This is a genomic window from Nocardioides sp. cx-169 (genome assembly GCF_021083605.1).
GTDB lineage: Bacteria > Actinomycetota > Actinomycetes > Propionibacteriales > Nocardioidaceae > Nocardioides.
This window is the reverse complement of sequence record NZ_JAJNRO010000004.1, coordinates 329,253-352,254: the sequence shown is the minus strand read 5'-3', so window position 1 is coordinate 352,254 and position 23,002 is coordinate 329,253. Positions and strand designations below refer to the sequence as shown.

The window sequence follows — 23,002 nt, the reverse complement described above, 5'->3', positions numbered from 1 at the left end:
TCAGCCCTTCTTCTTCGTCTTCGCCTCGGCGCGGCTACTCTTCCGCCGCCCGCGCGGCGCCCGCGATCCGGAGCCGGTCGACACCTCGACCAGCTCGTCGAGCGCCTCCTGGATGCACGTGCCGAGGAGGTCGGCGTCCGGAATCTGCACCCGGTCGGCGGTGAGGCCGTAGAACACCCGGCCGTGGTACGACGTGACGCCGATCGCCAGCGGGTGCCCGGTGAGCAGCGGCGGCACGGGGTAGCTGCTGACCATGCGCGCGCCGGCGGCGTACAGGGGCGACTGCGGTCCCGGGACGTTGGTGACGTTGAGCCGGTAGCTGCGGCGCTCGTCGGACGCGACGCGCGAGCCGATGGCGTGGAACGTGGTGGGCGCGAAGCCCGCGATCCCTGCCAGGCGGTTGGCCGCCACGCCGCGGCCGGTCTCCTTGTGCGCCTGGAAGGAGTAGCTCACCTGGTGCAGCCGGACGAGCGGGCTCGACTCGCCGACCGGCAGGTCGACGAAGTGGGCCGCGATCTGGCTGCCGAGCGAGGTGGCCTCGAGCTCGGAGTCGATGACCGACACCGGCACCACCGCGCGGATCTGGCGGACCCCCTTGAGCGACTCCGCCCGCGTCATCAGCCACGCGCGCAGCCCGCCGGCCACGGTGGCCAGGATGACGTCGTTGACCGTGCCCCCGTGGGCCTGGCGAACGGTGCGGTAGTCCTCCAGCGGAGTGTCCAGGGTGACGATGCGCCGCTGCTGGGACAGCCGGCCGGTGATGGGCGCCTCCCGGGGAGGGCGCCGCCCACTGAGCGCGTAGGCGACCGCGCGGGTGCGCTGAGCCGTGGCCGAAGCCGTGCGCATGGCCGCGCCGGAGTGACCTCGCACGGTGTCGACCAGGGTGTCGGGCTCGGCCAGCGAGTCCCGGACGGCACCGGTCATCAGCCCCAGCTGCGACGGCCCCCGCCGCGGCGTCCAGCCGTCGCCGCCCAGCTGCTTGGGCGTGTCGCTGACGTCGAGCAGCACCTGCCCCAGGTCGACGGTGTGCACTCCGTCGACGAGGACCTGGTGGGTCTTGGACAGCAGGGCGATGCGCCCTTCCTCGAGCCCCTCGACGAAGTAGACCTCCCACAGCGGTCGGGCGCGGTCGAGGGGACGCGAGACGATGCGAGCCACCAGGTCGCGCAGCTGGTCGATCGTGCCCGGGCGCGGCAGGGCCGAGCGGCGTACGTGGTAGCCCAGGTCGAAGTGGTCGTCGTCGACCCAGACCGGGTTGGCCAGCCGCCCGGGGACCGACTGGACCCGCTGCCGGTAGCGGGGGACGAACGAGATGCGGTCCTCGATCAGCTCGAGCAGCCGGTCGTGGTCGAAGCCCGAGTCACCCGGCTCGAAGATCTCGATGGTGGCGTTGTGCATCGGGGTCTGAGGAGTCTCCTCCGCCAGGAACACGAGGTCTCGCGGCCGCAGTCGCTCGCTCATGTGGCGCTCCTCTCCCCGTGGGTGGATCCCACGTGGACCCCGCTGATCCGCGCTTGTCTCCCATGGGATTCTGGCAGAGGTGTGCCACCCTCGCGCCACCCCCTCCGTCAACGATAAGGAATCGCACCATGCGCCGAACCCTGGCGAGCATGGCCGTGCTCGTGTCGACCCTGGCCACCGTCACCGCGTGCGGCGACGACGAGTCCTCGAACGGCGACGGGGCTGGGACCGAGACCATCGAGATCACCTTCGAGGGCGACACCGTGACCCCCAACGCCGAGCGCGTGGAGGTCGGCGTGGACCAGCCCGTGGACCTGGTCGTGACCGCCGACGAGCCCGGCGAGATCCACGTGCACTCCGACCCGGAGCAGGAGTTCGCGTACGACGCGGGCGAGACCACCTTCGAGCTCGCGATCGACCGGCCGGGCGTGGTCGAGGTCGAGTCGCACGACCTCGACGTCGTGATCGTCCAGCTCGAGGTCAGCTGACCGCCACGCCGTGACCGCCTCCGACAACCCGCTCGCCCACGGCATCGGCGGATCCGCCGACCTGCCGATCTCACCCACCCTGGCCATCGCCGGGGCCGTCGCCGCCCTGGTCGTGTCCTTCACAGTGCTGGCCCTCGCCTGGCGGACCCCGCGCTACGAGTCGAGCAGCAGCGGACGCCCGGCGTGGCCGTGGCTCGACCGCCTGGTGCACTCACTGCCCTGGCGGGTCGGCCTCAGGGGGGTCGGGTTCGTCGTGTTCGCCTACGCGGTCATGGTCGCCGTCCTCGGCGAGGACCAGCTCACCAACCCGCTCTTCGGGATCTTCTACGTGTGGTGGTGGGTGGGGCTGGTCCCGCTCTCGCTCCTGTTCGGACCGGTGTGGAGGGCGATCAGCCCGGTCCGCACCATCAACCTCGCCTTCGCCAGGATCTCGGGCAGCGATCCCGAGGTCGGCATGCTCGAGTACCCGCGGCGACTGGGCTACTGGCCCGCCGCCCTCGGCCTGTTCGCGTTCGTCTGGCTGGAGCTGGTCTACCCGTTCAGCACCGAGCTGGGACCGGTGCGGCTGTGGTGCGCGGCCTACGTGGCGATCATGCTGATCGGCGGTGCGCTGTTCGGCAACTCCTTCTACGAGCGCGCCGACCCGTTCGAGGTCTACTCCACGCTGGTCTCCAAGATGTCGGTCTGGGGCAGCCGCGACGGTCGGCTCCTGGTCCGCAGCCCGCTGGCCAACCTGGCCACGGTCGGCGCGCAGCCCGGTCTCGTGGCCGTCGTGGCCGTGCTGTTCGGCAGCACCGCCTTCGACTCCTTCCGCGAGTCCTCGGTCTGGGTGCGCTACGTCCAGTCGACCGACACCTCGTCGTACCTGCTCAACAACCTGGCGCTCGTGACCTTCTGCGTCGGCGTCGGCCTGATCTTCGCCGCCGGCTGCATGCTCACCGGCGTCGCGCCCGGCACCGACCGCCGTACCCTGCCGTCCCTGTTCGCCCACTCGGTCGTCCCGATCGTCGTCGGCTACATCGTGGCCCACTACCTGAGCTACCTGGTGCACGCCGGGCAGAACACCCTCATCCAGGCCAGCGACCCGTTCGGCGACGGCTCGGACATTCTCGGCACCGGCGACTGGTCGGTGAACTACTGGCTCTCCTACCACCCCACCCTGCTCGCCAACATCAAGGTGCTGGCCGTCGTCATCGGCCACGTCCTCGGCGTCATCGCCGCGCACGATCGCGCCATCAAGCTGCTCCCCCGCCGCCACCAGCTCACCGGCCAGCTGCCCCTGCTGTTCGCCATGATCGCCTTCACCGTCGGCGGCCTCTACCTGCTGTTCGCGGGCTGAGCCGACCGAGGAACGAGGTCGGGTCAGACCCCGCGAAGGTCGAGCGAGCGCACGCCCGAGCCTGCGAGGGCGTGGCCGCGGGTCGAGACCTAGGCGATCGCATCGGCCAGCGACGAGACCGCCCGCAGCAGGGGCGAGTCGCCCGACTCGACCAGCGTGCGACCGGTGACGAGCGCCCGGTCGACGGCGCTGCGGTCGTCCGGCAGGAAGTGCAGCCCGGAGAGCCGGGTGAAGCCGCCCACCATCTCGGAGATGTCCTTCTCCGACCAGCCCAGGCTGGGACGCATCCGGTTGACGACGACGCGCACGGCCGCACCGCCGGTGTGCTCGCGTACGTCGACCAGGGCCCGGGCCAGCCGCGAGAGCCCGACCGGGTCGGCGGTCCCCACGACGAGCACCTCGTCGGCCGCCTCCAGCGCACCGCGCGTCAGCTGGTTGCGACCCGGCCGGGTGCCGTAGTCCTGGCCGGGCTCGTCCTCGAGGCTGAAGCCGGTGTCGACCACGACGTCGCCGCGCTCGCGGGCCACCTCCAGCAGGGACTCCACGGTGCCGGCGCGGACCTCGACCCAGCGGTCCGCGCGGGGCAGACCGGTCACCACCGACAGGTGCGGTCCGACCGCGCGCTGCACCGAGGCGAGACGCTCGGTGAGCAGCCCGCTGGTGGCGAGGCGCGCCGCGGAGAGCAGGCCGGACACCTCGTCGAGGATGCCGAGCTGCTGGGCGACGCTGCCGCCGTAGGGGTCGGCGTCCACGAGGATCGTGCGCCGCCTGCGGCGCGCCAGCTCCGCCGCCAGCCCGGCGGCGACCGTCGTACGGCCGGGGGCCCCGGCGGGCCCCCAGACGGCCAGGACCCGCCCGCCGGGGCCGGGAGGCGCGCCGGCGTCGTGCGGCTCGGGCAGCATCGGTGGCGTGGGCTCGTCGGCGCCGAGGACCGCGTCGGGCAGCGTGTCGAGACCGTCGTCGGGGACCAGCGTCGCGATGCCGATGCGCGAGGCCCGGACCCGGCCGCCCTCCCACGCCTCGGCAGGGACCACCGCGACCGGGCGAACGTCGTAGCGGCGCAGGTGGTCGACCGCCGCCACGTCCAGGCCGGGGGTGTCCAGTCCGAGCACCGCCACGTCGGCCTGCCCGGCGGAGGCGGACGCGAGCAGGTCGTCGACGTCCACGCAGCGCTTGAGGACGACGACGTCGCGGTGGCCGCCGAGCAGGGTCAGCGCGGGAGACTCCCAGGCGGCGCCGGAGGCGACGACCAGGACGACGATCATCAGCCGCGCCGCACCACGGTGAGCACCGGGCTGTCGAAGGAGTTGAGCAGCTCGAAGAATCCCTGCGCGTCCCGCTCCGGCACCGCGAGGTCGAGCTGGCGCTCCCCACTGGCGCCGAAGGTGTCGTCGAGCCCGGGTGCGGCGACCACCGTCACCGCCTGGAGGGCCGGCTCCCCCGGCCCGCCGGGGCCCGGCGCCTGCGGGTCGGTCGAGCGCGCGACGATGAAGACGTCGACGACCGAGCCGGCGCCGACCGAGGCCGGCACCCGCTCCGCGGCGACCGAGATCGGCACCTGGAGAGTGTCGGTCTGCTCGGCCGGGCCGACCGCGGCCCGCGGCAGCAGCTCGCCCTCCCCGATGCCGCGCAGCAGCTCCAGGTCGGCGGGCAGGGCGTCGTCGCTGGTGAAGTAGCGGTCCAGCTGCGCGTCGTCGGCGAAGCGCACCCGGTGGGCGACCAGGTCGTCCTCGGTGACCAGGTCGCCGGCGCCCATGTCGGCCGCGACGCCCCACACGGAGACGGTGTCGTCGGCGGCTGCGAGCAGGCGCGCGCCCCCGACGACCGAGGCCGCGACGATCGCGATGCCGATCCACAGGCGCGGGTCGCGCCAGCCGGGCGTGGCCGCACGCACCGCGGGCGGTGGTGGCGCCGCGCCCGGGCTCCCGAGGTTCCTGGACACGAGGACATCATGCCTCCGTCGGCGGCCCGGGTCACCCGCTCCTCCACAGGGGTACGGCGGTCAGGTGTCACGGCTGGGGCACGAGGTGCGACCATGGGCCCATGCCCGACACGCCCCGCTTCCTGACGCTGGCCGATGTGGCCGAGGTGCTCAACACCTCCAGCGCCCAGGTCTACGCGCTGGTCCGCCGCGGCGACCTGCCCGCGATCAAGATCGGCGGGCGTGGCCAGTGGCGCGTGGAGTCCAGCAAGCTGGAGGACTACATCGCCCGGATGTACCAGCAGGCCGAGGACTACGTGGCCAAGCACCCGTTCCTGGAGGCCGAGGCGCCGGAGTAGGGCTCAGCCGGTCTCGCCGTCGAGCGTGACCTCGGCGGTGCGCTCGTCACCCTCGCGCAGGTAGGTGAACCGGATCGTCTCGCCGGGCTGGTGCGTCCGGATGGCCACGATCAGCGCGATCCCGTCGGTGACCCGGTCTCCCTCGACCGAGGTGATGACGTCGCCCTTCTCGAGGCCGGCGTCCTCGGCGGGGCTGTCACCGACGACGTCGTCGATCGTCGCGCCCCTGCCGTCGCTGAGGCCGGTCTGCACCTTGGCGCCGATCACGGGGTAGCTGGACTCGCCGGTCTTGAGGATCTGGTCGGCGGTGATGGCCACCTGCTCGACCGGGATCGCGAAGCCGACCCCGATGTTGCCGGCCTGGCCGCTGAACGTCCCGCCGCCGTTGGTGGCGATGGCGGAGTTGACGCCCACGACCTGGCCGCGCAGGTCGACCAGCGGACCACCCGAGTTTCCGGGGTTGATCGCGGCGTCGGTCTGCACCGCGTTGATGTAGGAGGAGTCGTCGGAGGACTCGCCGGTGGTGACCGGACGGTTGAGCGAGCTCACGATGCCGGCGGTGACGGTCGAGCTGAGACCGAGGGGGGAGCCGATCGCGACGACACCCTCGCCGACGCGCAGTCGCTTCGAGCGGCCCAGCGAGGCGGGTGGCAGACCGCTGGCGTCCTCGGCGTACAGCACTGCCAGGTCGTAGACCGGGCTGCGCCCGACCACGGTGGCGTCATAGCGGTTGCCGTCCTGGTCGACGATCTCGATCTCGCCGTCCTCCTCCGCGGCCGACTCGACGACGTGGTTGTTGGTGATGATGTGGCCCTGCTTGTCCAGCACGAACCCCGAGCCGGTGGCACCGCCCTTCTCCTCGTCGAGCTGGGCGATGATCTGGACGGTGCTCGGCAGCACCGCCTCGGCCACCGCGGCGATCGAGCCCTCCTGATCCGCCGAGAGCGGCGGCAGCGAGGCGGTGTCGACCTCGTCCAGGCCCCCGCCGACGGCGCCAGGGATGTCGGGGGTGTCGTTGTCGAGCGCCTCATAGCCGACGCTTCCGGCCACCCCGCCGATGACGCCGACGACCAGCGCGACGGCGGCCACGACCGGCCAGACCCAGCCGCCGACCCGCCCCTGGGTGACAGCGTGCCGTGCCGGCTGCTCCGCCGGCAGGGGCTGGGTCCCGGGCGGCGGGAACCACGGCTCGCGCCCGGTGCCGCCAGGAGGCGGCGGCGGAGGCTGCCAGGAGGCGTGGGCGGAGGGCTCGGCGGGGCCGAGGGACAGCGGCTGGGTCAGCTCGTCGTCCTGGGACCCCTCGACCGAGTTCGAGGGCTGCTCCGGCTCGTTCACGTGTTCATCATCCCCCGGCGCCCGAAACCCGGGTCACGGCAGGGGGCGACGCGGCTGTCCGCCGACCGGCGACGGGGACGGGGTGGTCACCTGCATCGACGGCGCACGGCGGTCGATGGTCGGCGCGTCGGCGGGGGCGGCCCCCAGGGCCAGCACGCCCATCACCGCCGCACCGACGGCTCCGCCGCCGATCGCGGCGATCCCGAGGTTGCGTCTCGTGCGGTGGACGTCCTCGCCATGTCCGAACGAGAAGCACAGCCCCCCGGGCGCCGCCTCGAGCAACGATCCCTTGAGGTGGTCCGGCGCGGAGCCGGAGTCGAACGAGAGTCCGGCCAGCCGGGTCTTGACCCAGCCCTCGTGCTCGACCCGGTCGCGGCAGGTGTGACAGGTGTGGACGTGTGCCCAGGCGCGCTCGGTCTCCTCCGCGGAGAGCTGGCCGTCGAGGAGGGCGCTGACGCGGTTGCCGAGGTGACCGATCACGAAGCGCTCCAGGCGACCGGCTGGTCCGCGGCCGGGCCGGAGTAGCGCTCCCGCCCCACGCCCGGGGCGCGGTGGGCGAGCGCTGTACGCAGCATCGCGCGGCCGCGGTGGATACGCGAACGGACCGTGCCCAGCTTGGCGCCGAGGATCTCCGCGATCTCCTCGTAGGCCAGGCCCTCGACGTCGCACAGGACCACCGCGGCGCGGAAGTCCGGAGGCAGGGTCGCCAGCGCACGCTCGACGTCGTCGTCGAAGGTCTGGTCGGCGTAGGCCGTGTCCGGGGCGGGCGAGGCGCTGGTCAGCCGGTCCGCGCGCTCGTCGGACAGGGCGTCGAAGCGGATCCGCTGCTTGCGGCGCGCGCCGTCGAGGAAGAGGTTGGTGGTGATCCGGTGCAGCCAGCCCTCGAAGGTCCCGGGCGTGTAGGTCGACAGCGATCGGAAGACCCGCACGAAGACCTCCTGCGTGAGGTCCTCGGCATCGTGGCGGTTGCCGGTGAGGCGGTAGGCCAGGCGGTAGACGCGGTCGGAGTGACGCTCGACGATCTCGTCCCACGTCGGGACGCCCTCGGTCTGCTGCGGCGCCTGTGACATGGTCGCTCCTCGCGTCGGCACTCGTGCTCCTGGCAGCACGCTAGACGTCCTGCCTGAACGTTCCCTGTGAAGTGCCATCACCTCCCGCAACGATCCGCGTCCGCCTCGTGTTCCCGCGGGAGCGACCTCCTGGCGCGTTCCCCATGTCGCGGCGTGGTGGCGATACGGTGGGGCCCTCCGAGACCCGCCCACCAGGAGGCTGTCATTCCCACCCCGATCAAGCCCGCGAGCTGGACCTACGCCGAGTCGTTCGTCCCTGAGGACGAGGTCCTCGCCGCCGCCCGGTCGCGCGCCGAGGAGGTCGGCGTGACGCCGATCGGCTCCGGCGGCGGGGCCGCGCTGCGCTTCCTGGCCTCTGCGATCGACGCCCGCGCCGTCGTCGAGATCGGCACCGGCACCGGCGTCTCCGGCCTGTGGCTGATCCGCGGCATGCGCTCCGACGGCATCCTCACCACCGTCGACATCGAGGCCGAGCACCAGCGGCTGGCCCGCGAGTCCTTCGCCGAGGCCAAGATCCCCAGCCAACGCGTGCGAACCATCGCCGGCGCCGCGCTCGACGTGCTCCCCCGCCTCACCGACGGCCACTACGACCTGGTGTTCTGCGACGGCGACAAGACCGAGTACGCCGCCTACCTCACCGAGGCACTGCGTCTGCTCCGCCCCGGCGGCGTCGTGGTCTTCGACAACGCCCTGTGGCACGACCGCGTGGCCGACCCGGCGCACCGCGACGAGGAGACCGTCACCATCCGCGACCTCGGCCGTGCCGTCATCGAGCACGAGGGCCTGGTCTCGGTCCTGCTCCCCGTCGGCGACGGCCTGCTCGTCGCCAAGAAGGAGTGGCTGGGCGAGAGGGAGTGACCGAGGAACGAGGTCACTCCCTCTGACGGTGGTCGAGCAGCGACCGCGGGTGAGGGACGAACCCGCGACGGAGCGTGTCGAGACCCAGTGACCGAGGCACGAGGTCACTGGGTCTGATGACGGTCGAGCAGCGAAGCGATCAGCCGCGCGCGGTGGCCGAGAAGCCGTCCCAGCCCTCGGCGATCGCGACGATGTCGCACTCCTCGACCAGCACCGGCGCGCTGCCGATGATCTGCGAGCCGGGGGCCTGCTCGGCGGTGGCGGCGAAGCTCTCCTGGAAGTCCGCACGCGCCTGGTCGGAGGCGAACACATAGATACCCTCGAACCACTCGCCCTCGCGCAGGCGCCAGGTCTTGAACCGCAGGCCGGACATGCCGGTGAAGCGGGCGTGGGAGGTCTCGGCGATGTAGTCGCGCAGGCTCGCGACGGTGCCCTCGGGGGCGTCGGCCAGCGACCAGCGGACGGTCAGCCCGTTCACCGCACGCCCGCCAGCGGCTCCTCGCGGCCCAGCCAGGCCAACAGGGCCCGCGCCCCGAAGCCGGTGGGGCCCTTGGTCCACTCGTGGCGGTCCTCCGGGGCGTCCCCGACCGAGGCGATGTCGAGGTGGGCCCACGGCACGTCGCCCACGAAGTGCTGCAGGAACAGCGCGGCGGTGATCGCGCCCGCCCCGCCGGGGGCGTTGTCGGCGTCGGCCACCGTCGAGGACAGCTTGTCCTCGTAGCCGGCGTACAGGGGGAAGCGCCACAGCGGCTCCCCCGCCTGGTCACCGGCCTCGGCCAGCGTGGCGGCGAGGGCCTCGTCGTTGGCGAAGTAGCCGCCGACCGTCTGTCCCAGCGCCACCTTCATCGCTCCGGTGAGGGTCGCGACGTCGACGATGGCGTCGGGCTTCACCTGCTCGACGGCGTAGGCAAGGGCATCGGCGAGCACGAGGCGACCCTCGGCGTCGGTGTTGGTGACCTCGCTGGTGCGGCCACCGTAGTGGCGCACGACGTCGCCGGGACGCATGGCGTTGCCGGAGACGGCGTTCTCCGCCGCCGCCACCAGGCCGACGACCCGCACGGGGCAGCCGACGTCGGCGAGCGCGGCCAGCGTGGCCAGCACGACGGCGCCGCCGGTCATGTCGCGCTTCATGTTGACCATGGCCTCGCCCGGCTTGATCGAGAGCCCGCCGGTGTCGAAGGTGATCCCCTTGCCCACGAGGACGACGGTCGGGGTGCGGCGGTTGCTCTTGCGGGGCGCGTAGTCCAGGCGGATCAGGCGCGGCGGGGTGGCCGATGCCTTGCCCACGCCCACGATGCCCCCGAAGCCGTCGGCCTCGAGCTCGCGCTCGTCCCAGACCCGGATGTCCAGGCCGGCCGAGCCGGCGATCTCGCGCGCCTGGTCGGCGAGCCACTCGGGGTTCTTCAGGTTCGAGGGCACCGACGCGAGCGTCCGCGAGCGCCATCCTGCGCCGCCGGCGGCGAGCGCCCGGCGCAGGGTGGCGCGCTGCTCGGCGCTGTCGTCGAGGTCCGCGAGGACCACGCGCGGCACCGGGAGGGACTCCGGCGGCGTCGAGCGCCAGTGGAACGCGAACGAGCCGAGCATCAGCCCGACCACGAACGCCTCCAGCCCCGCCTCGGGGTCGAGCGCCGCGACGGTGGTCGCGACGGCGTCCCGGTCGTGGGCGGCGCGCGCCAGGGCCGCGCCGGCCCGCCGGAAGTCGACGGGGCGCTGCTGGCCCACGCCGACCAGGAGCACGAGGCGCAGGCCGCTGTTGTCGGGGGCGCCCTGGGGCACCGGGACCGTGACGACCTCGCCCGCCGCGCCGGTGGCCCGGCTCGCCTCCAGGATCCCGACCAGGTCGAGCTCCAGCGCATCACCCAACTCGGCGGCGCCGGGTCCGAGCAGCACCGTCGCGAGCGGCCCCTCGTCGTCGGCCGGGAGCACCGGCAGGGCGACGACGTCGACCCCGAGGATCACGTGCGGCCGCAGCCCGCTGAGCGCGAACTCCGGAGGCGACACCTGAGCGGGAAAAGACAGTGCTGGGGACGTGCCGGTCACCCGACGACGTTCTTGAGGGCCTCGCCCAAGGCTCCGGCCTCCTCGGCGTTGAGCTCGACGACGAGCCGGCCTCCGCCTTCGAGGGGGACGCGCATGACGATGCCGCGTCCTTCCTTGGTCACCTCGAGCGGACCGTCACCCGTCCGCGGCTTCATTGCCGCCATGCGGCACCTCGTTCCTGTTCCCGATCCAAGAGCAGTAGGGGACCCCCGTGCTCGCTGCACAGGGACCATTATCCCCTATCCCGCGCGTGATCGGGACCACAGCCCTGGCAGACTCGCGTCATGCATGCCCGGTCGGCCCTCTTCGACCTCTACGGCAGCCACCTGCGCACCCGGGACGGGCAGGCGCGCGTCGCGGCCCTCGTACGCCTCCTCGACCCGGTGGGGATCGCCGCCCCAGCCGTGCGCACCGCCATCTCGCGCATGGTCGCCCAGGGCTGGCTGGAGCCGATCATCCTCGACGGCGGTCGGGGCTACCGCGCGACGGAGCAGGCCAGCCGGCGCCTGGACGAGGCCTCCGCCCGGGTCTACCGCCGAGGGCAGGACCCGTGGGACGGCTCCTGGCATCTCGTGGTCGTCGCGGCACCGGCCGGGCGCCCAGCGCGCACCCGGCTCCGGGCAGACCTCAGCTTCCTCGGCTACGCGGAGGTCGGCGAGCAGGTGTGGATGAGTCCCTACGCCCGCCGCGAGCTGTCGGCCGTGCTCGAGCGCGGCGGGGCCACCGCCCGCACGGCCCGCGCGCTCGACGTGGACCCGCCCCCTACCTCCGCCTGGGACCTGGTCTCACTCCGGGCGGCGTACGACGAGTGGCTGGCCGTCACACCCGAGCTGGTGCGCCGGCACCTGGCGTCCCACGCGGACGCGGAGGAGGCGGCGTTCGCGGCGCGCTTCCACCTGGTCCACGAGTGGCGCAAGTTCCTCTTCGCCGACCCGGGTCTGCCCGACGAGCTGCTCCCGGCGGACTGGCCGGGGCGTGAGGCGGCCGAGGTCTTCGCCGCCGAGGCCGAGCGGCTGTGGCCGGCGGCCGACCGGTTCGCCGCCCGCTGCCTCGCCCTGGGCTGACAGACTGCCGCCCATGACCACTCCCACGTCCGCGCCGGTGCGCCTCGACCTGGTCGACGGCGTCGCGACCATCAGCCTCGACCGACCAGATGCGATGAACAGCCTCGACGTCGCCACCAAGGTGCTGCTGCTCGAGACCGTGCGCACCGTCGCCGAGGACCCGGCCGCCCGCTGCGTCGTCCTCACCGGCACCGGCCGCGCGTTCTGCACCGGTCAGGACCTCAAGGAGCACATCCAGCTGCTCCACAACGGCGGCAGCACGCAGCTGTTCAGCACCGTCGACGACCACTACAACCCGATCGTCACCGCGCTGGCCGGGATGGCCAAGCCCGTCATCGCCGCGGTCAACGGGGTCGCCGCCGGCGCCGGCGCCAGCCTGGCGCTGGCCTGCGACCTGCGGATCGTCGCGGACACGGCCGGCTTCAACCTCGCGTTCGCCAACGTCGCCCTGTCCTGCGACACCGGCGCGAGCTACCACCTGCCGCGACTGGTCGGCCAGGCCAAGGCCATCGAGCTCCTCTACTTCCCGCGCACGCTCAAGGCCGACGAGGCGCTCGAGCTGGGCCTCGCGACCCGGGTGGTGCCGGCCGACGACCTCACCGCCGAGGTGACCGCTCTCGCCACGCGCCTCGCCGCCGGCCCGACCGTCGCGCTCGGGGCGATGCGGCGCTCGGTCGCCTACGCCTTTGGCCACACGTTCGAGGAGTCCGTGGCGTTCGAGAGCGCGATGATGCAGAAGACCGGCGCCACCGCCGACCACGAGGCCGCCGTCGCGGCGTTCGTGGCGAAGCAGAAGCCGCTCTTCGAAGGGCGCTAGGGACCCTCGGGCTCGAGGCTGCGAGGGCCGCGGAACGCTTCGAAGACCGACAGCACCTGCACCGGGGCGATCGTGGTCATCCGGCGCCGTGACGGGCGGGCTCCGTACTCCACCGTGAGGGCGGCGCCGGGGAGCTCGTGGTTGAACCAGCCGGTCATCGTGCCGTGGCAGACCCCGCCGCAGGTGAGGCTGCGCCGCGGCAGGTGCAGCGCCTGGGCGACCCGGCGGGCGAAGCCGGGCAGCTTGGTGTCGGTGTCGACGCCGTTGAGCGGCTGGTGGAAGCTGAGCACCCGGTCGGGCCGGACGGCGCGCAGGAAGCGCATCACCGCCCGGGTCTCCGGCTCCGAGCGTGGGCGCGGCCCGGACTCGTAGTTGCCGTCCAGGTCGGCCCAGCCGTGCGGGAAGTTGCGGTTGAGGTCGACCCCGCGGGCGTTCTTGCGGGTGCCCCGGGCCAGGCCGTCGGGGTTGTAGGTCGGCAGCACCCACAGGTCGACCCCGTGCACCGGAGCCCCGTCACGCAGGGACTCCAGGATCCGACGGGTGGCCGGCTCGTTGCCGTGCATCGTCGAGATCAGCACGACGGTCTGCACCCGGGGCGCGTCGGGCTCGCCGAGGTGCCAGGCGACGATCGGGCGCCCGCGCACCGACCTGCCGATCACCCGCCGCTCCAGCACGGCCGGGCGCGCCTTCGCGACGGCAGCGGCGGGAGCGGGCGAAGAGGCCGGCGCGGCGAAGGTGGCCGAGGTGGCCGACACCCCGGTCAGGAGGCCGGCAGTGAGGCCGACGACGGCGACGAGGCTGGCAAGGAGTCTGGCGAGACGGCGGCTCACGTCACACGACGCTGGTGACGTAGGCCCAGGTGAAGACGCAGACGCCGACGAGCATGCCGACGTGGGCGAGGACGGAGAGCCCCGGCCCCTCCGACCAGGTGTCCTCCTTGCCCCCGGAGGCGTGCCGGCCGCTGCTGGGCAGCCAGCGGACCAGGATCAGCAGTCCCGAGACGACGACGACCCACCAGAGCGCGAGCGCGGCGATGCCGATGAGGCCCTCGGTGTTGTCGCTGAGCGAGTCGCCGGCGAGGAGGAAGACCAGCCACGCGACGAGCGCCAGTGCGCCGGAGCCGGTATGGACGTTGAGCAGCGAGCGACCGACGTACACGCGTCCGGCGCCCTTGTCGCGCCCGAGACGCAGCCGCGTCAGGACCACGACCAGGGCCGCCAGGGCGGTCAGGACGTAGACGATGCTCACCTCGGTCGACACGCTGGGCAGTGTGCCCTACTCCGTCGGGTCACCGCCACGAGCCTCGCGGTCGGCGCGGCTCTCCTGCTCGGCGGCCAGGCGGTCGAGCAGGGCGTCGACCTCGGACATCCGGTAGCCGCGGAAGGCCAGCGAGAAGCGCACCGTGCGCAGGTCGTGCGGTCCGACCGGGCGGCCCTCCGCAGGCAGCACGCCGGGACGGTCGTGCTCGGCCTCGGCCATCGGCGTGCCCTTGCCGGCGGCCAGCATCGCGACGCCGCCCATGGCGAGCACGATCAGGATCGCGAAGAACCACATCATCGCGACGACCTCGCGGCGCTCATCAGGGCGACCGCCTCCTCGACGTCGTCGGTGAGCACGAGCCGGTCCAGGTCGGCCTCGAGGATCATGCCGCCGCCGAGCACGGTCCCGCGCAGCCAGGCCAGGAGCCCCGACCAGTACTCGGTCCCGATGAGGACCACGGGGAACGCGGTGACCTTCTGGGTCTGGGCCAACGTGAGCGCCTCGAACATCTCGTCGAGGGTGCCGAGGCCGCCCGGCAGCACGATGAAGCCCTGGGAGTACTTGACGAACATCGTCTTGCGGACGAAGAAGTAGCGGAAGTTGATGCCGACGTCGACCCACTCGTTCAGGCCCGCCTCGAAGGGCAGCTCGATGCCGAGGCCGACGCTCGTGCCGCCGGCCTGGCAGGCGCCCTTGTTGGCCGCCTCCATCGCACCGGGCCCACCCCCGGTCATCACCGCGAAGCCCTCCTCGACCAGCCGGCGGCCGACCTGCTCCCCCACGACGTACGAGGGGTCGCCGACGGGGATCCGCGCGGAGCCGAACACGCAGACCGTCGGGCCGAGCTCGGCGAGCGCGCCGAAGCCCTCGACGAACTCGGCCTGAATGCGCAGCACCCGCCACGGGTCGCTGTGCACGAAGTCGGCGGGACCGCGCGAGTCGAGCAGCCGCTGGTCGGTGGTGGTGCGGTCGACCTGGGCGCGGCGCTGCATCACCGGGCCCTTCATCTTGAACTTCACGTCGGGCCTCCCAGCCAGGCGGTCAGGGCGCGCTCGCAGCTGCGGATCTGCTCCACGGGCACGTACTCCTCCTGCTTGTGCGCGAGCATCGGATCGCCGGGACCGAAGTTGACGGCCGGCACGCCGAGGGCGGTGAAGCGCGCGACGTCGGTCCAGCCGAACTTGGGGTTGACCATGCCGTCGGGCCCGCCGACCGCCTCGATGAACGCCTTGGCCGCGGGCCGGTCCAGCCCCGGCAGGGCTCCCGGCGCGATGTCGGTCAGCGTCACCTCGAAGCCGTCGAAGAACTCGCGCACGAACGCCTCGGCCTCGGCCTCGCTGCGGTCCGGGGCGAAGCGGAAGTTGACCTCGACCACGCACTCGTCGGGCAGCACGTTGCCGGCCACTCCCCCGCGGACGAAGACCGCGTTGAGCCCCTCGTGGTACTCCAGCCCGTCGATCACCGGCCGCCGCGCCTCGTAGGCGTTGAGGCGGGCGAGGACCTCGGCCGCCTTGTGGATCGCGTTGACGCCCTTCCAGCTGCGCGCCGAGTGCGCGCGCTCGCCCGTCGTGCGGACCTCGACGCGCAAGGTGCCCTGACAGCCGGCCTCGACCACGGCGTTGGACGGCTCCATGAGGATCGCGAAGTCGGCGGCGAGCAGCTCGGGGTGGCTCTGGCTGAGCAGGTGGAGGCCGTTGAACTCCGCGTCGATCTCCTCGCACTCGTAGAGCACGAGCGTCAGGTCGCGGAGGGGCTCGGTGAGGCCCGCGGCGAGCTTGAGGATGACCGCGTCGCCGCTCTTCATGTCGCAGGTGCCCAGACCGTGCAGCAGGCCGGTCGCGTCGTCGAGCCGGCTCGGCAGGTTGTCGTTGAGGGGGACCGTGTCGAGGTGCCCCGCGATCACGACCCGCTCGTCGCGGCCGAGGTCGGTGCGGGCGACCACCGTGTTGCCGTGCCGGCTGACGGTGAGGTGGGTCAGCGGCGTCAGCGCCGCCTCCACCGCGTCGGCGATCGCCCCCTCGTCCTTGCTCACCGACTCGATGTCGACGAGCTGCCGGGTCAGGGTCACGACGTCCGCGTTCAGGTCTAGCTGCATGACGCCAGTCAACCAGCCCGCGGCGGGATGGATACCCGGCTGACCGGGTATCCCGTCGCTTGTCAGGGTTTGCCACACCTGACAAGCGACCGAAACGCGCGCGCAGTACGGCCGACCTTCCCACGAAGTGGAACAGGTTCTAGTCTCGGTGCATGCGCCACGGACTCGTGCTCTTCACCTCCGATCGCGGCATCCGGCCGGCCACGCTGGGAGCGGCCGCGGAGGAGCGCGGGTTCGACACGTTCTACGTGCCCGAGCACACCCACATCCCCGTGAAGCGGGAGGCCGCGCACCCCGGCACCGGGGACGATTCGCTGCCCGACGACCGCTACCTGCGCACCCTCGACCCCTGGGTCTCGCTGGCGACCGTCGCGCAGGCCACGTCGCGGATCCGGCTCGCCACCGCGGTGGCGCTGCCGGTCGAGTCCGACCCGATCACGCTGGCCAAGCAGATCGCCACGCTCGACCACCTCTCCGGGGGCCGGGTCGACATCGGTGCCGGCTTCGGCTGGAACACTGACGAGCTGGCCGACCACCACGTGCCGTCAGGCAGGCGGCGCACCGTCCTGCGCGAGTACGTCGAGGCCATGCGCGCGCTGTGGACGCAGGAGGAGGCGTCCTACGACGGCGAGTTCGTGTCGTTCGGGCCGTCGTGGGCCTTCCCCAAGCCGGCTGCCCACATCCCGCTGATCATCGGCGCCGGTGGCGGACCCAAGACGTTCGCGTGGATCGCCGCTCACGCCGACGGCTGGATGACCACCCCCACCCAGCAGGACATCTCGGGCCAGATCGAGGCCCTCCAGAAGGCCTGGGCCGATGCTGGCCGCACGGGCGCCCCCGAGATCCGGATCCTGATCGCCTTCAAGCCCGACCCCCACGACCTGGCGGCCTGGGCGGAGCAGGGCGCGACCGAGCTCATCTGGGGGGTCCCCGACAAGGCCGAGGACGAGGTGCTCGCCTCGCTCGACCGGTTGGCCGGCCGGCTCGGCCTCGGCTGACCCGGTGTCGCTCAGGCCTTGGCCACGGTGACGACGGGGTCGCCGTCGGGCCCCTCGACGACGTCGTACGCCGTGGCGAGGGTCTCCGAGGCGATCAGCCGCTCGTGGGTGCGGGCGGCCTCCTGGACCGCGGCCGGCCCGGAGATCACCAGGGAGATCCGGTCGGAGACGTCGAGGCCGGCGTCGCGTCGGGCCTGCTGCACCTGACGGACCAGGTCGCGCGCGAGCCCCTCCGCGGCGAGCTCCGGGGTGACCGCGGTGTCGAGGACCACGAAGCCGCCGCCGGGCAGCACCCCGGTCGCCGAGTCGGGGTCGGCCGAGCCGGCGATGGTGTCCAGCGTGTACTCGCCCTCCACCAGCTCCAGCCCGCCCGCGGTGACGGTGCCGTCCTCGGCCACCGACCAGTCGCCGGACTTGGACCCCTTGATCGCGCGCTGCACGTCCTTGCCCAGGCGCGGGCCCGCCGCGCGGGCGTTGACGGTCAGCCGCTGCTCGACGCCGTACGACGCCGCCTCCGGCGAGTCCGCGGCCAGCAGCCGCACCTGCTTGACGTTGACCTCGTCGGCGACGATGCCCTCGAAGCCCGCGAGGGCCCCGGGGTCGGCGACGACGACGGTCAGCGTTGCCAGCGGCAGCCGGTTGCGCAGGTTGCCGGCCTTGCGCAGGGCCGAGGTGGCCGAGCAGACCTCGCGCACCTGATCCATGGCCACCACCAGTGCGTCGTCCGCGGGCAGCTGGTCGGCGTCCGGCCAGTCGGCCAGGTGCACCGAGCGCTCGCCCGTGAGTCCGCGCCAGACCTCCTCGGTGGTCAGCGGCAGTAGCGGCGCGGTGACGCGGCAGACGACCTCGAGCACGGTGTAGAGGGTGTCGAAGGCACCTTCGTTCTGCTCAGGGCTGTCGCTCCAGAATCGCTGGCGGGAGCGCCGGATGTACCAGTTGGTCAGCACGTCGAGGAACGACCGCGTCGAGTCGCACGCGTCCGCCACGGCGTAGGCGTCCATCTGCTGCGTCATCTGCTCGACGTACTGGCGGCACTTGGCCAGCAGGTAGCGGTCGAGCGGGTCGGTCGACGCCGTCGACCACTGGGCCTCGTAGCCCGAGCCGTCGCGCGCGGCGTTGGCGTAGAGCTGGAAGAAGTACCAGCTGTTCCACAGCGGGATCATCACCTGGCGCACCGAGTCGCGGATGCCCTGCTCGGTCACGATCAGGTTGCCTCCGCGCAGGATCGGGGAGGACATCAGGAACCAGCGCATCGCGTCGGCGCCGTCACGGTCGAAGACCTCGCTGACATCGGGGTAGTTGCGCAGCGACTTCGACATCTTGTTGCCGTCCGAGCCCAGCACGATGCCGTGGCTGATGCACGAGCTGAACGCCGGCCGGTCGAAGATCGCGGTCGCCAGCACGTGCAGCGTGTAGAACCAGCCGCGGGTCTGGCCGATGTACTCGACGATGAAGTCGCCCGGGAAGTGGTGCTCGAACCAGTCGGCGTTCTCGAACGGGTAGTGCACCTGGGCGAAGCTCATCGACCCGGAGTCGAACCACACGTCGAGCACGTCCGGCACGCGGCGCATCATCGACCTGCCCGTGGGGTCGTCGGGGTTGGGGCGCACCAGGTCGTCGACGTACGGCCGGTGCAGGTCGGGCACGCCCCCACCGTCGGCGGAGTCCTTGCCCGGCAGCCGTCCGAAGTCCCGCTCGATCTCCTCGAAGCTGCCGTAGACGTCGATGCGCGGGTACGTCGGGTCGTCGCTCTTCCACACCGGGACCGGGGATCCCCAGAAGCGGTTGCGGGTGATCGACCAGTCGCGGGCGTTCTCCAGCCACTTGCCGAACTGGCCGTCCTTGATGTGCTCGGGGACCCAGCGGATCTCCTGGTTGAGCTCCAGCATCCGCTCCTTGACCGCGGTCACCTCCACGAACCACGACGAGACGCCCTTGTAGATCAGGGGCTCGCGGCAGCGCCAGCAGTGCGGGTAGGAGTGGTCGTAGGTCTCGCGGCGCAGCAGCACGGTGCCGGGCGAGACCGAGCCGGTCTCCCCCGAGCCCGCGGTGGCGGCCTTGAGGTGGTCGATGATCTGCAGGTTGGCGTCGAAGACCAGCAGACCCTCGTAGTCGACGACGGGGAAGGTGAACCTCCCGTCCTTGCCGACCGGCATCACGGCCTCGATGCCCTCGCGGTCGGTGACGACCTTGTCGTCCTCACCGAAGGCGCCCGCGGTGTGCACGAGCCCGGTGCCGTCGGTGGTGGTGACGAACTCCGCCGGCACCAGGCGGAAGGCGTTGTCGTGCCCGGCGTAGTAGGAGAACGGCGGGGTGTAGGTGAGGCCGACCAGCTCGCTGCCCTTGCCCCGCCACGTGACCTCGGGACTCTCCCCCAGCTCACGCGCGTACGACGCCACGCGAGTCTCGGCGAGCAGGTAGCGCGTCCCCTCCACCTCGACGGCGACGTAGTCGATGTCCTCGCCGACCATCACCGCGAGGTTGGACGGCAGCGTCCACGGCGTCGTCGTCCAGACCAGGACCTTGACACCCGCGAAGTCGCCCGGCGTCGTGACGTCGTACCCGACGGTGACCGCCGGGTCCTGACGCATCTGGTAGACGTCGTCGTCCATGCGCAGCTCGTGGTTGGACAGCGGCGTCTCGTCGTTCCAGCAGTACGGCAGCACCCGGAAGCCCTCGTAGACGAGGCCCTTGTCGTGCAGCTGTTTGAACGCCCAGATGACCGACTCCATGTAGTCGGGGTTCATGGTGCGGTAGTCGTGGTCGAAGTCGACCCAGCGCGCTTGGCGGGTGACGTACTCGCGCCACTCGCCGGTGTACTTCATCACCGACTCGCGGCAGGCCTCGTTGAACTTGTCGATGCCCATCTCGACGATCTCGTCGGTGGTCTTGATGCCGTTCAGACGCATCGCCTCGAGCTCGGCCGGCAGGCCGTGGGTGTCCCAGCCGAAGCGGCGCTCGACCCGGCGCCCGCGCATGGTCTGGTAGCGCGGGATCAGGTCCTTGACATAGCCGGTGAGCAGGTGGCCGTAGTGCGGCAGCCCGTTGGCGAACGGCGGGCCGTCGTAGAAGACGAACTCGTTGGCGCCGTCCTCGCCCGCGTCGCGCTGCTCGATGCTGGCCTGGAAGGTCCCGTCGGCGTCCCAGTAGTCGAGCACCCGCTCCTCGATCTCGGGGAACCTCGGGCTGGACGGGACACCGTCGCCGGTGGTGGAGACCTTCGGATAGGTCATGGCTGCGCTCCTGCTGGTACGTCGGTCGACTCGGGCTGGCTGCCACGAGGACGACGCCCTGACTGCTGGGCCGCGGTACCACCTCGCTTGCCGCCCCGTCTCCGGGACGACCGCTTCGTTCACGGCTGTGACGGGCCTACCCGTCCGGGTCTAGTGAGCACTCGCGTGCCGTTCTTCCGGAGGCTCACCGCTGATGACGGCTCAGACGCCTGTGGGACCAGCGTAACGGACTCACCGATGGTTCTCCGCCTCACGGGGGCGTACCGTAGGTACCGCGTTTCAGGAGATTGGGGGGTCCGTCACCGAACCCAGCCGAGGAGCCCCCGATGTCCACTCGCCCGCACACCCGGCGTACCCGACCCAGCCGACGCAGCCGGCGCAGCCAGGTCCTCGCTTCCCTCGCCGCCGGCACCCTCGCTCTCGCGCTGGCCTCCTGTGGCGACGACGACTCGGACTCGGACGCCGACTCCAGCGCCAGCCCGACCGCGTCGGCTCCGAGCTCGTCCGGGACGTCGTCGGAGAGCCCCAGCGCGCCAGGCGCAGCGGACGACACCGCCCTGCTGGCCGCCGGCGCGACCGCCCTGGACGCGGTGAACGGCGGCACCGTCTTCTCGGTCGACCAGGAGGCCGGCTCCTGGGACGTGGAGGTGGTGACCCCGGACGGCACCGAGAACAAGCTGCGGGTCTCCGCCGACGGCAGCACCGTGGAGCGCGGCCCGAGCGCCGAACGCGGCGACGACGCCGACGACCGCGCCGAGCGCCGGACGCTGCTCGACGACACCACGGTCGACTACGCCAACGCCATCCGCTCGGCTCGCGGCACCGCACCGGCCGGCTCCGTCACCGGGGTCGACCTGGAGCTGGACCGCGGCGCTCCCACGTGGGACGTCCATCTCGACGAGGACACCCCCGAGGAGCAGACCGTCACGGTCGACGGCGTGACCGGGAAGGTGAAGGGCACCGAGCGCGACGACTGAGGCGCGCGCGATTCAGCTGCGGTCCAGCCACTCCAGGACCCGCCGGGCGACCTCTGGGGGGCTGAGCTCGCTGTTGTCCAGGCGCAGGTGGGGCAGCTCGCGCAGCACGTCGTCGGCGGGCGAAGGTAGGTCCGGATCGGTGTTCGTGCGGTGCGCCCGCTCCATCTCGCGCAGGTGCGCGTCGGACCAGGCCAGGTCCCGCTTGGAGCGCTTGGCCTCGAGCCGGTCGGCGCCGGCGTTGCGGACCAGCCGCGTGGGCAGGTCGGCGACCAGCTCGAGGACCGAGATCCGCAGTCCGCGGTCGGCGTACGGCGCCACAAGCCGTCGCACCTCTGCGGCGTCGGCGTCGGAGTCGACGTCCCAGACGAGGGTGAAGACCAGCCGCGTCCCCGACGCCGCGGCCTCCTCGATGACGCGCAGCCGGAACTCCGCGTTGAGCGTCTCGAACGGTGGCGTCCCGTAGCCGAAGATCTCCAGCAGCGGCTCGATCGTGTGGTGGTTGTGGAAGAGCCGGAAGTCCGAGGCCGCGCAGATCGCCCGGCCCACCGTCATCTTGCCCACGGCCTGCGGACCGATGATCAGCAGTAGCTCCCCCTCGCTCATGGGCCGGACGGTAGCCGGGCGTAGCCGGGCACGGCGAGCGGTTTGCACACACCAACGGCGCGATCTGTTAGAGAAACTTGACATCGGGACGACGCCCACCCAGAGTGGTGTCAAAGAACTCATACATCGGAGGTGCCATGAACGCCACTCGGACCGACCTGCCCACCGCCACCCGTTGGGCCACCGCCGTCGGCTGCGGCCTCGCCGCCGCGGCGGCGGTGGGAGGCCTCGCGGCCTGGGCGAGGGACGACGCGTCGGACGGCATCACGTTCACGGTGTTCGCGCTGCTGACGCTGCCGTTCGTGACGGCGCTGGCGGCCCTCCTGCTGGACCGCACGCCGCGGCCCGAGCGGGACGAGGACTCCATCGAGTCCCAGTGGGCCACCCGCGCCAGCAGCGGCGCGTTCTACGACACCATCGTGGCGATGGGGCTGGCCACGGTCGGCTCCTCGGTCCTCGACACCGACTCGGTGCCGGTCTGGGTCTTCATCGTCCTGGGGCTGCTGGACATGTGCACGCGCCTGGTGCTGCTCGGGCGCCGGGAGGGCTGATGCACAACCGCCTGAGGGCGCTGCGCGAGCAGGCGGGGCTGTCTCAGGGCGAGTGCGCCGAGGCTCTCGGGGTGTCGCGGCAGACCGTGATCTCGATCGAGAAGGGTCACTTCGACCCGCGGCTGTCGCTTGCCTTCCGGATCGGCCGGCTCTTCGAGGTCCCGCTCGACGAGGTCTTCATCCCCGACCCCGACTGATCCTTGACCAGGTGCAGCAGCCAGTCGCGCCCGGTGTGGATGAGCGCGTAGCGGCGTACCCCGCCGGTGCCGTGCAGGTCGAAAACGAACCGCCGGTCGTTGCGGTCCACCAGCTCCCACCAGCCGTGGTCGGCGATCGACTTGTGCTCGTCGGTGTAGGTCGCATGGTCCAGGTCGTGGTCGGCGACGGCCACCGCGAGCCGGTCGTGGGTGCTGTCGGTGGGCAGACCCTTGGGCACCGCCCAGGACCGCAGCGTGCCGCCCTCCTCCAGGCGCAGGTCGAAGTGGTGACGTGGCTGCTCGTGCTCGTGGAGCACCCACACCGGACGGGTCACG

The 23,002-nt window shown here is 72.2% G+C and carries 27 protein-coding genes; 10 read left to right on the top strand and 17 right to left on the bottom strand.

The annotated features are described in order from the left end of the window. A complete protein-coding gene (locus LRP67_RS07435; RefSeq protein WP_231269538.1) occupies positions 1 to 1,461 on the bottom strand; it encodes a wax ester/triacylglycerol synthase family O-acyltransferase in 1,461 nt (486 codons plus the stop codon). Positions 1,462 to 1,589: 128 nt separating this feature from the next. Between LRP67_RS07435 and LRP67_RS07430 the strand changes: the two genes are divergently transcribed. Further along, positions 1,590 to 1,949 carry a hypothetical protein gene (locus LRP67_RS07430; protein ID WP_231244143.1) on the top strand — a complete coding sequence of 120 codons (360 nt, stop codon included), beginning with the start codon at positions 1,590 to 1,592 and terminating at the stop codon, positions 1,947 to 1,949. 10 nt (positions 1,950 to 1,959) lie between these two features. Then, positions 1,960 to 3,288 carry a hypothetical protein gene (locus tag LRP67_RS07425; RefSeq protein ID WP_231269537.1) on the top strand — a complete coding sequence of 443 codons (1,329 nt, stop codon included), beginning with the start codon at positions 1,960 to 1,962 and terminating at the stop codon, positions 3,286 to 3,288. Positions 3,289 to 3,377: 89 nt separating this feature from the next. Here LRP67_RS07425 and LRP67_RS07420 read toward each other — a convergent pair whose 3' ends face one another. Beyond that, positions 3,378 to 4,553, bottom strand: coding sequence for a hypothetical protein (locus LRP67_RS07420; protein WP_231269536.1), 1,176 nt, complete (start codon positions 4,551 to 4,553; stop codon positions 3,378 to 3,380). After that, on the bottom strand, positions 4,553 to 5,230 hold the full coding sequence (locus tag LRP67_RS07415; RefSeq protein WP_231269535.1) for a hypothetical protein: 678 nt from the start codon (positions 5,228 to 5,230) through the stop codon (positions 4,553 to 4,555). Before LRP67_RS07415 ends, LRP67_RS07420 begins: the two co-directional genes overlap by 1 nt. Positions 5,231 to 5,331: 101 nt before the next feature. Between LRP67_RS07415 and LRP67_RS07410 the strand changes: the two genes are divergently transcribed. Continuing rightward, positions 5,332 to 5,568 (top strand): helix-turn-helix domain-containing protein, encoded by a 237-nt coding sequence (locus tag LRP67_RS07410; protein ID WP_231269534.1) that lies wholly within the window; start codon positions 5,332 to 5,334, stop codon positions 5,566 to 5,568. Positions 5,569 to 5,571: 3 nt separating this feature from the next. Here LRP67_RS07410 and LRP67_RS07405 read toward each other — a convergent pair whose 3' ends face one another. Genes LRP67_RS07405 through sigE form a run of 3 tightly spaced genes read right to left on the bottom strand, consistent with a single transcriptional unit; the run spans position 5,572 to position 7,973 of the window. After that, positions 5,572 to 6,903: a S1C family serine protease gene (locus LRP67_RS07405; RefSeq protein ID WP_231269533.1), complete on the bottom strand. Its 1,332-nt coding sequence runs from the start codon at positions 6,901 to 6,903 to the stop codon at positions 5,572 to 5,574. 33 nt (positions 6,904 to 6,936) lie between these two features. Continuing rightward, positions 6,937 to 7,383: an anti-sigma factor gene (locus tag LRP67_RS07400; RefSeq protein WP_231269532.1), complete on the bottom strand. Its 447-nt coding sequence runs from the start codon at positions 7,381 to 7,383 to the stop codon at positions 6,937 to 6,939. After that, positions 7,380 to 7,973, bottom strand: coding sequence for an RNA polymerase sigma factor SigE (sigE, locus tag LRP67_RS07395; protein WP_231269531.1), 594 nt, complete (start codon positions 7,971 to 7,973; stop codon positions 7,380 to 7,382). The genes LRP67_RS07400 and sigE overlap by 4 nt, the downstream gene beginning before the upstream one ends. A gap of 162 nt (positions 7,974 to 8,135) precedes the next feature. Here sigE and LRP67_RS07390 point away from each other — a divergent pair, with 162 nt between their 5' ends. Further along, positions 8,136 to 8,831: an O-methyltransferase gene (locus tag LRP67_RS07390; RefSeq protein WP_374107406.1), complete on the top strand. Its 696-nt coding sequence runs from the start codon at positions 8,136 to 8,138 to the stop codon at positions 8,829 to 8,831. A gap of 139 nt (positions 8,832 to 8,970) precedes the next feature. Here LRP67_RS07390 and LRP67_RS07385 read toward each other — a convergent pair whose 3' ends face one another. Genes LRP67_RS07385 through LRP67_RS07375 form a run of 3 tightly spaced genes read right to left on the bottom strand, consistent with a single transcriptional unit; the run spans position 8,971 to position 11,035 of the window. Then, entirely contained in the window at positions 8,971 to 9,309 is a 339-nt protein-coding gene (locus tag LRP67_RS07385) for a hypothetical protein (protein WP_231269530.1), read from the bottom strand. Beyond that, entirely contained in the window at positions 9,306 to 10,832 is a 1,527-nt protein-coding gene (locus tag LRP67_RS07380; protein WP_231269529.1) for a leucyl aminopeptidase, read from the bottom strand. Before LRP67_RS07380 ends, LRP67_RS07385 begins: the two co-directional genes overlap by 4 nt. A 35-nt stretch (positions 10,833 to 10,867) precedes the next feature. Then, on the bottom strand, positions 10,868 to 11,035 hold the full coding sequence (locus LRP67_RS07375) for a DUF3117 domain-containing protein (RefSeq protein ID WP_136594384.1): 168 nt from the start codon (positions 11,033 to 11,035) through the stop codon (positions 10,868 to 10,870). 120 nt (positions 11,036 to 11,155) lie between these two features. Between LRP67_RS07375 and LRP67_RS21360 the strand changes: the two genes are divergently transcribed. Next, positions 11,156 to 11,935 (top strand): PaaX family transcriptional regulator C-terminal domain-containing protein, encoded by a 780-nt coding sequence (locus LRP67_RS21360; protein ID WP_269211208.1) that lies wholly within the window; start codon positions 11,156 to 11,158, stop codon positions 11,933 to 11,935. A 13-nt stretch (positions 11,936 to 11,948) separates the two neighbouring features. Beyond that, positions 11,949 to 12,752, top strand: a complete 804-nt coding sequence (locus LRP67_RS07360) for an enoyl-CoA hydratase/isomerase family protein (protein ID WP_231270005.1) — start codon at positions 11,949 to 11,951, stop codon at positions 12,750 to 12,752. On the opposite strand, the gene LRP67_RS07355 is transcribed toward LRP67_RS07360, so the two are convergent. The 5 genes from LRP67_RS07355 to dapE are packed head-to-tail and all read right to left on the bottom strand — an operon-like array spanning position 12,749 to position 16,107. Beyond that, positions 12,749 to 13,582, bottom strand: a complete 834-nt coding sequence (locus LRP67_RS07355; protein ID WP_231269528.1) for a M14 family zinc carboxypeptidase — start codon at positions 13,580 to 13,582, stop codon at positions 12,749 to 12,751. The two genes, LRP67_RS07360 and LRP67_RS07355, sit on opposite strands and share 4 nt — an antisense overlap. A 1-nt stretch (position 13,583) precedes the next feature. Next, positions 13,584 to 14,012: a hypothetical protein gene (locus LRP67_RS07350; protein ID WP_231269527.1), complete on the bottom strand. Its 429-nt coding sequence runs from the start codon at positions 14,010 to 14,012 to the stop codon at positions 13,584 to 13,586. A 15-nt stretch (positions 14,013 to 14,027) separates the two neighbouring features. Continuing rightward, complete coding sequence (locus LRP67_RS21800) at positions 14,028 to 14,309, bottom strand: DivIVA domain-containing protein (RefSeq protein WP_374107398.1); 282 nt, start codon at positions 14,307 to 14,309, stop codon at positions 14,028 to 14,030. Then, positions 14,306 to 15,019, bottom strand: coding sequence for a TIGR00730 family Rossman fold protein (locus LRP67_RS07340; RefSeq protein ID WP_231270004.1), 714 nt, complete (start codon positions 15,017 to 15,019; stop codon positions 14,306 to 14,308). The genes LRP67_RS21800 and LRP67_RS07340 overlap by 4 nt, the downstream gene beginning before the upstream one ends. Positions 15,020 to 15,027: 8 nt before the next feature. Beyond that, positions 15,028 to 16,107, bottom strand: coding sequence for a succinyl-diaminopimelate desuccinylase (gene dapE / locus LRP67_RS07335; protein ID WP_231269526.1), 1,080 nt, complete (start codon positions 16,105 to 16,107; stop codon positions 15,028 to 15,030). A 152-nt stretch (positions 16,108 to 16,259) separates the two neighbouring features. Here dapE and LRP67_RS07330 point away from each other — a divergent pair, with 152 nt between their 5' ends. Continuing rightward, entirely contained in the window at positions 16,260 to 17,105 is an 846-nt protein-coding gene (locus LRP67_RS07330; RefSeq protein WP_231269525.1) for an LLM class F420-dependent oxidoreductase, read from the top strand. Positions 17,106 to 17,116: 11 nt separating this feature from the next. Here LRP67_RS07330 and ileS read toward each other — a convergent pair whose 3' ends face one another. Continuing rightward, positions 17,117 to 20,338: an isoleucine--tRNA ligase gene (ileS, locus tag LRP67_RS07325; RefSeq protein WP_231269524.1), complete on the bottom strand. Its 3,222-nt coding sequence runs from the start codon at positions 20,336 to 20,338 to the stop codon at positions 17,117 to 17,119. Between the two features lie 326 nt (positions 20,339 to 20,664). Here ileS and LRP67_RS07320 point away from each other — a divergent pair, with 326 nt between their 5' ends. After that, entirely contained in the window at positions 20,665 to 21,315 is a 651-nt protein-coding gene (locus tag LRP67_RS07320) for a PepSY domain-containing protein (RefSeq protein WP_231269523.1), read from the top strand. A 12-nt stretch (positions 21,316 to 21,327) separates the two neighbouring features. Here LRP67_RS07320 and LRP67_RS07315 read toward each other — a convergent pair whose 3' ends face one another. Next, on the bottom strand, positions 21,328 to 21,918 hold the full coding sequence (locus tag LRP67_RS07315; protein ID WP_231269522.1) for a hypothetical protein: 591 nt from the start codon (positions 21,916 to 21,918) through the stop codon (positions 21,328 to 21,330). Between the two features lie 137 nt (positions 21,919 to 22,055). Between LRP67_RS07315 and LRP67_RS07310 the strand changes: the two genes are divergently transcribed. Continuing rightward, entirely contained in the window at positions 22,056 to 22,469 is a 414-nt protein-coding gene (locus tag LRP67_RS07310; protein ID WP_231269521.1) for a hypothetical protein, read from the top strand. Beyond that, complete coding sequence (locus LRP67_RS07305; protein WP_231269520.1) at positions 22,469 to 22,666, top strand: helix-turn-helix transcriptional regulator; 198 nt, start codon at positions 22,469 to 22,471, stop codon at positions 22,664 to 22,666. The genes LRP67_RS07310 and LRP67_RS07305 overlap by 1 nt, the downstream gene beginning before the upstream one ends. Here LRP67_RS07305 and LRP67_RS07300 read toward each other — a convergent pair. Continuing rightward, positions 22,576 to 23,001 carry a DNA polymerase ligase N-terminal domain-containing protein gene (locus LRP67_RS07300; protein WP_231269519.1) on the bottom strand — a complete coding sequence of 142 codons (426 nt, stop codon included), beginning with the start codon at positions 22,999 to 23,001 and terminating at the stop codon, positions 22,576 to 22,578. The two genes, LRP67_RS07305 and LRP67_RS07300, sit on opposite strands and share 91 nt — an antisense overlap. Position 23,002: the final 1 nt, after the last annotated feature.

Bases quoted from the DNA above. Each gene is read 5' to 3' on its own strand.
- LRP67_RS07435 (WP_231269538.1), bottom strand. From the start codon at position 1,461: ATGAGCGAGCGACTGCGGCCGCGAGACCTCGTGTTCCTGGCGGAGGAG.
- LRP67_RS07430 (WP_231244143.1), top strand. From the start codon at position 1,590: ATGCGCCGAACCCTGGCGAGCATGGCCGTGCTCGTGTCGACCCTGGCC.
- LRP67_RS07420 (WP_231269536.1), bottom strand. From the start codon at position 4,553: ATGATCGTCGTCCTGGTCGTCGCCTCCGGCGCCGCCTGGGAGTCTCCC.
- LRP67_RS07410 (WP_231269534.1), top strand. From the start codon at position 5,332: ATGCCCGACACGCCCCGCTTCCTGACGCTGGCCGATGTGGCCGAGGTG.
- sigE (WP_231269531.1), bottom strand. From the start codon at position 7,973: ATGTCACAGGCGCCGCAGCAGACCGAGGGCGTCCCGACGTGGGACGAG.
- LRP67_RS07375 (WP_136594384.1), bottom strand. From the start codon at position 11,035: ATGGCGGCAATGAAGCCGCGGACGGGTGACGGTCCGCTCGAGGTGACC.
- LRP67_RS21360 (WP_269211208.1), top strand. From the start codon at position 11,156: ATGCATGCCCGGTCGGCCCTCTTCGACCTCTACGGCAGCCACCTGCGC.
- LRP67_RS07360 (WP_231270005.1), top strand. From the start codon at position 11,949: ATGACCACTCCCACGTCCGCGCCGGTGCGCCTCGACCTGGTCGACGGC.
- LRP67_RS21800 (WP_374107398.1), bottom strand. From the start codon at position 14,309: ATGATGTGGTTCTTCGCGATCCTGATCGTGCTCGCCATGGGCGGCGTC.
- LRP67_RS07340 (WP_231270004.1), bottom strand. From the start codon at position 15,019: ATGAAGGGCCCGGTGATGCAGCGCCGCGCCCAGGTCGACCGCACCACC.
- dapE (WP_231269526.1), bottom strand. From the start codon at position 16,107: ATGCAGCTAGACCTGAACGCGGACGTCGTGACCCTGACCCGGCAGCTC.
- LRP67_RS07330 (WP_231269525.1), top strand. From the start codon at position 16,260: ATGCGCCACGGACTCGTGCTCTTCACCTCCGATCGCGGCATCCGGCCG.
- ileS (WP_231269524.1), bottom strand. From the start codon at position 20,338: ATGACCTATCCGAAGGTCTCCACCACCGGCGACGGTGTCCCGTCCAGC.
- LRP67_RS07320 (WP_231269523.1), top strand. From the start codon at position 20,665: ATGTCCACTCGCCCGCACACCCGGCGTACCCGACCCAGCCGACGCAGC.
- LRP67_RS07315 (WP_231269522.1), bottom strand. From the start codon at position 21,918: ATGAGCGAGGGGGAGCTACTGCTGATCATCGGTCCGCAGGCCGTGGGC.
- LRP67_RS07310 (WP_231269521.1), top strand. From the start codon at position 22,056: ATGAACGCCACTCGGACCGACCTGCCCACCGCCACCCGTTGGGCCACC.
- LRP67_RS07305 (WP_231269520.1), top strand. From the start codon at position 22,469: ATGCACAACCGCCTGAGGGCGCTGCGCGAGCAGGCGGGGCTGTCTCAG.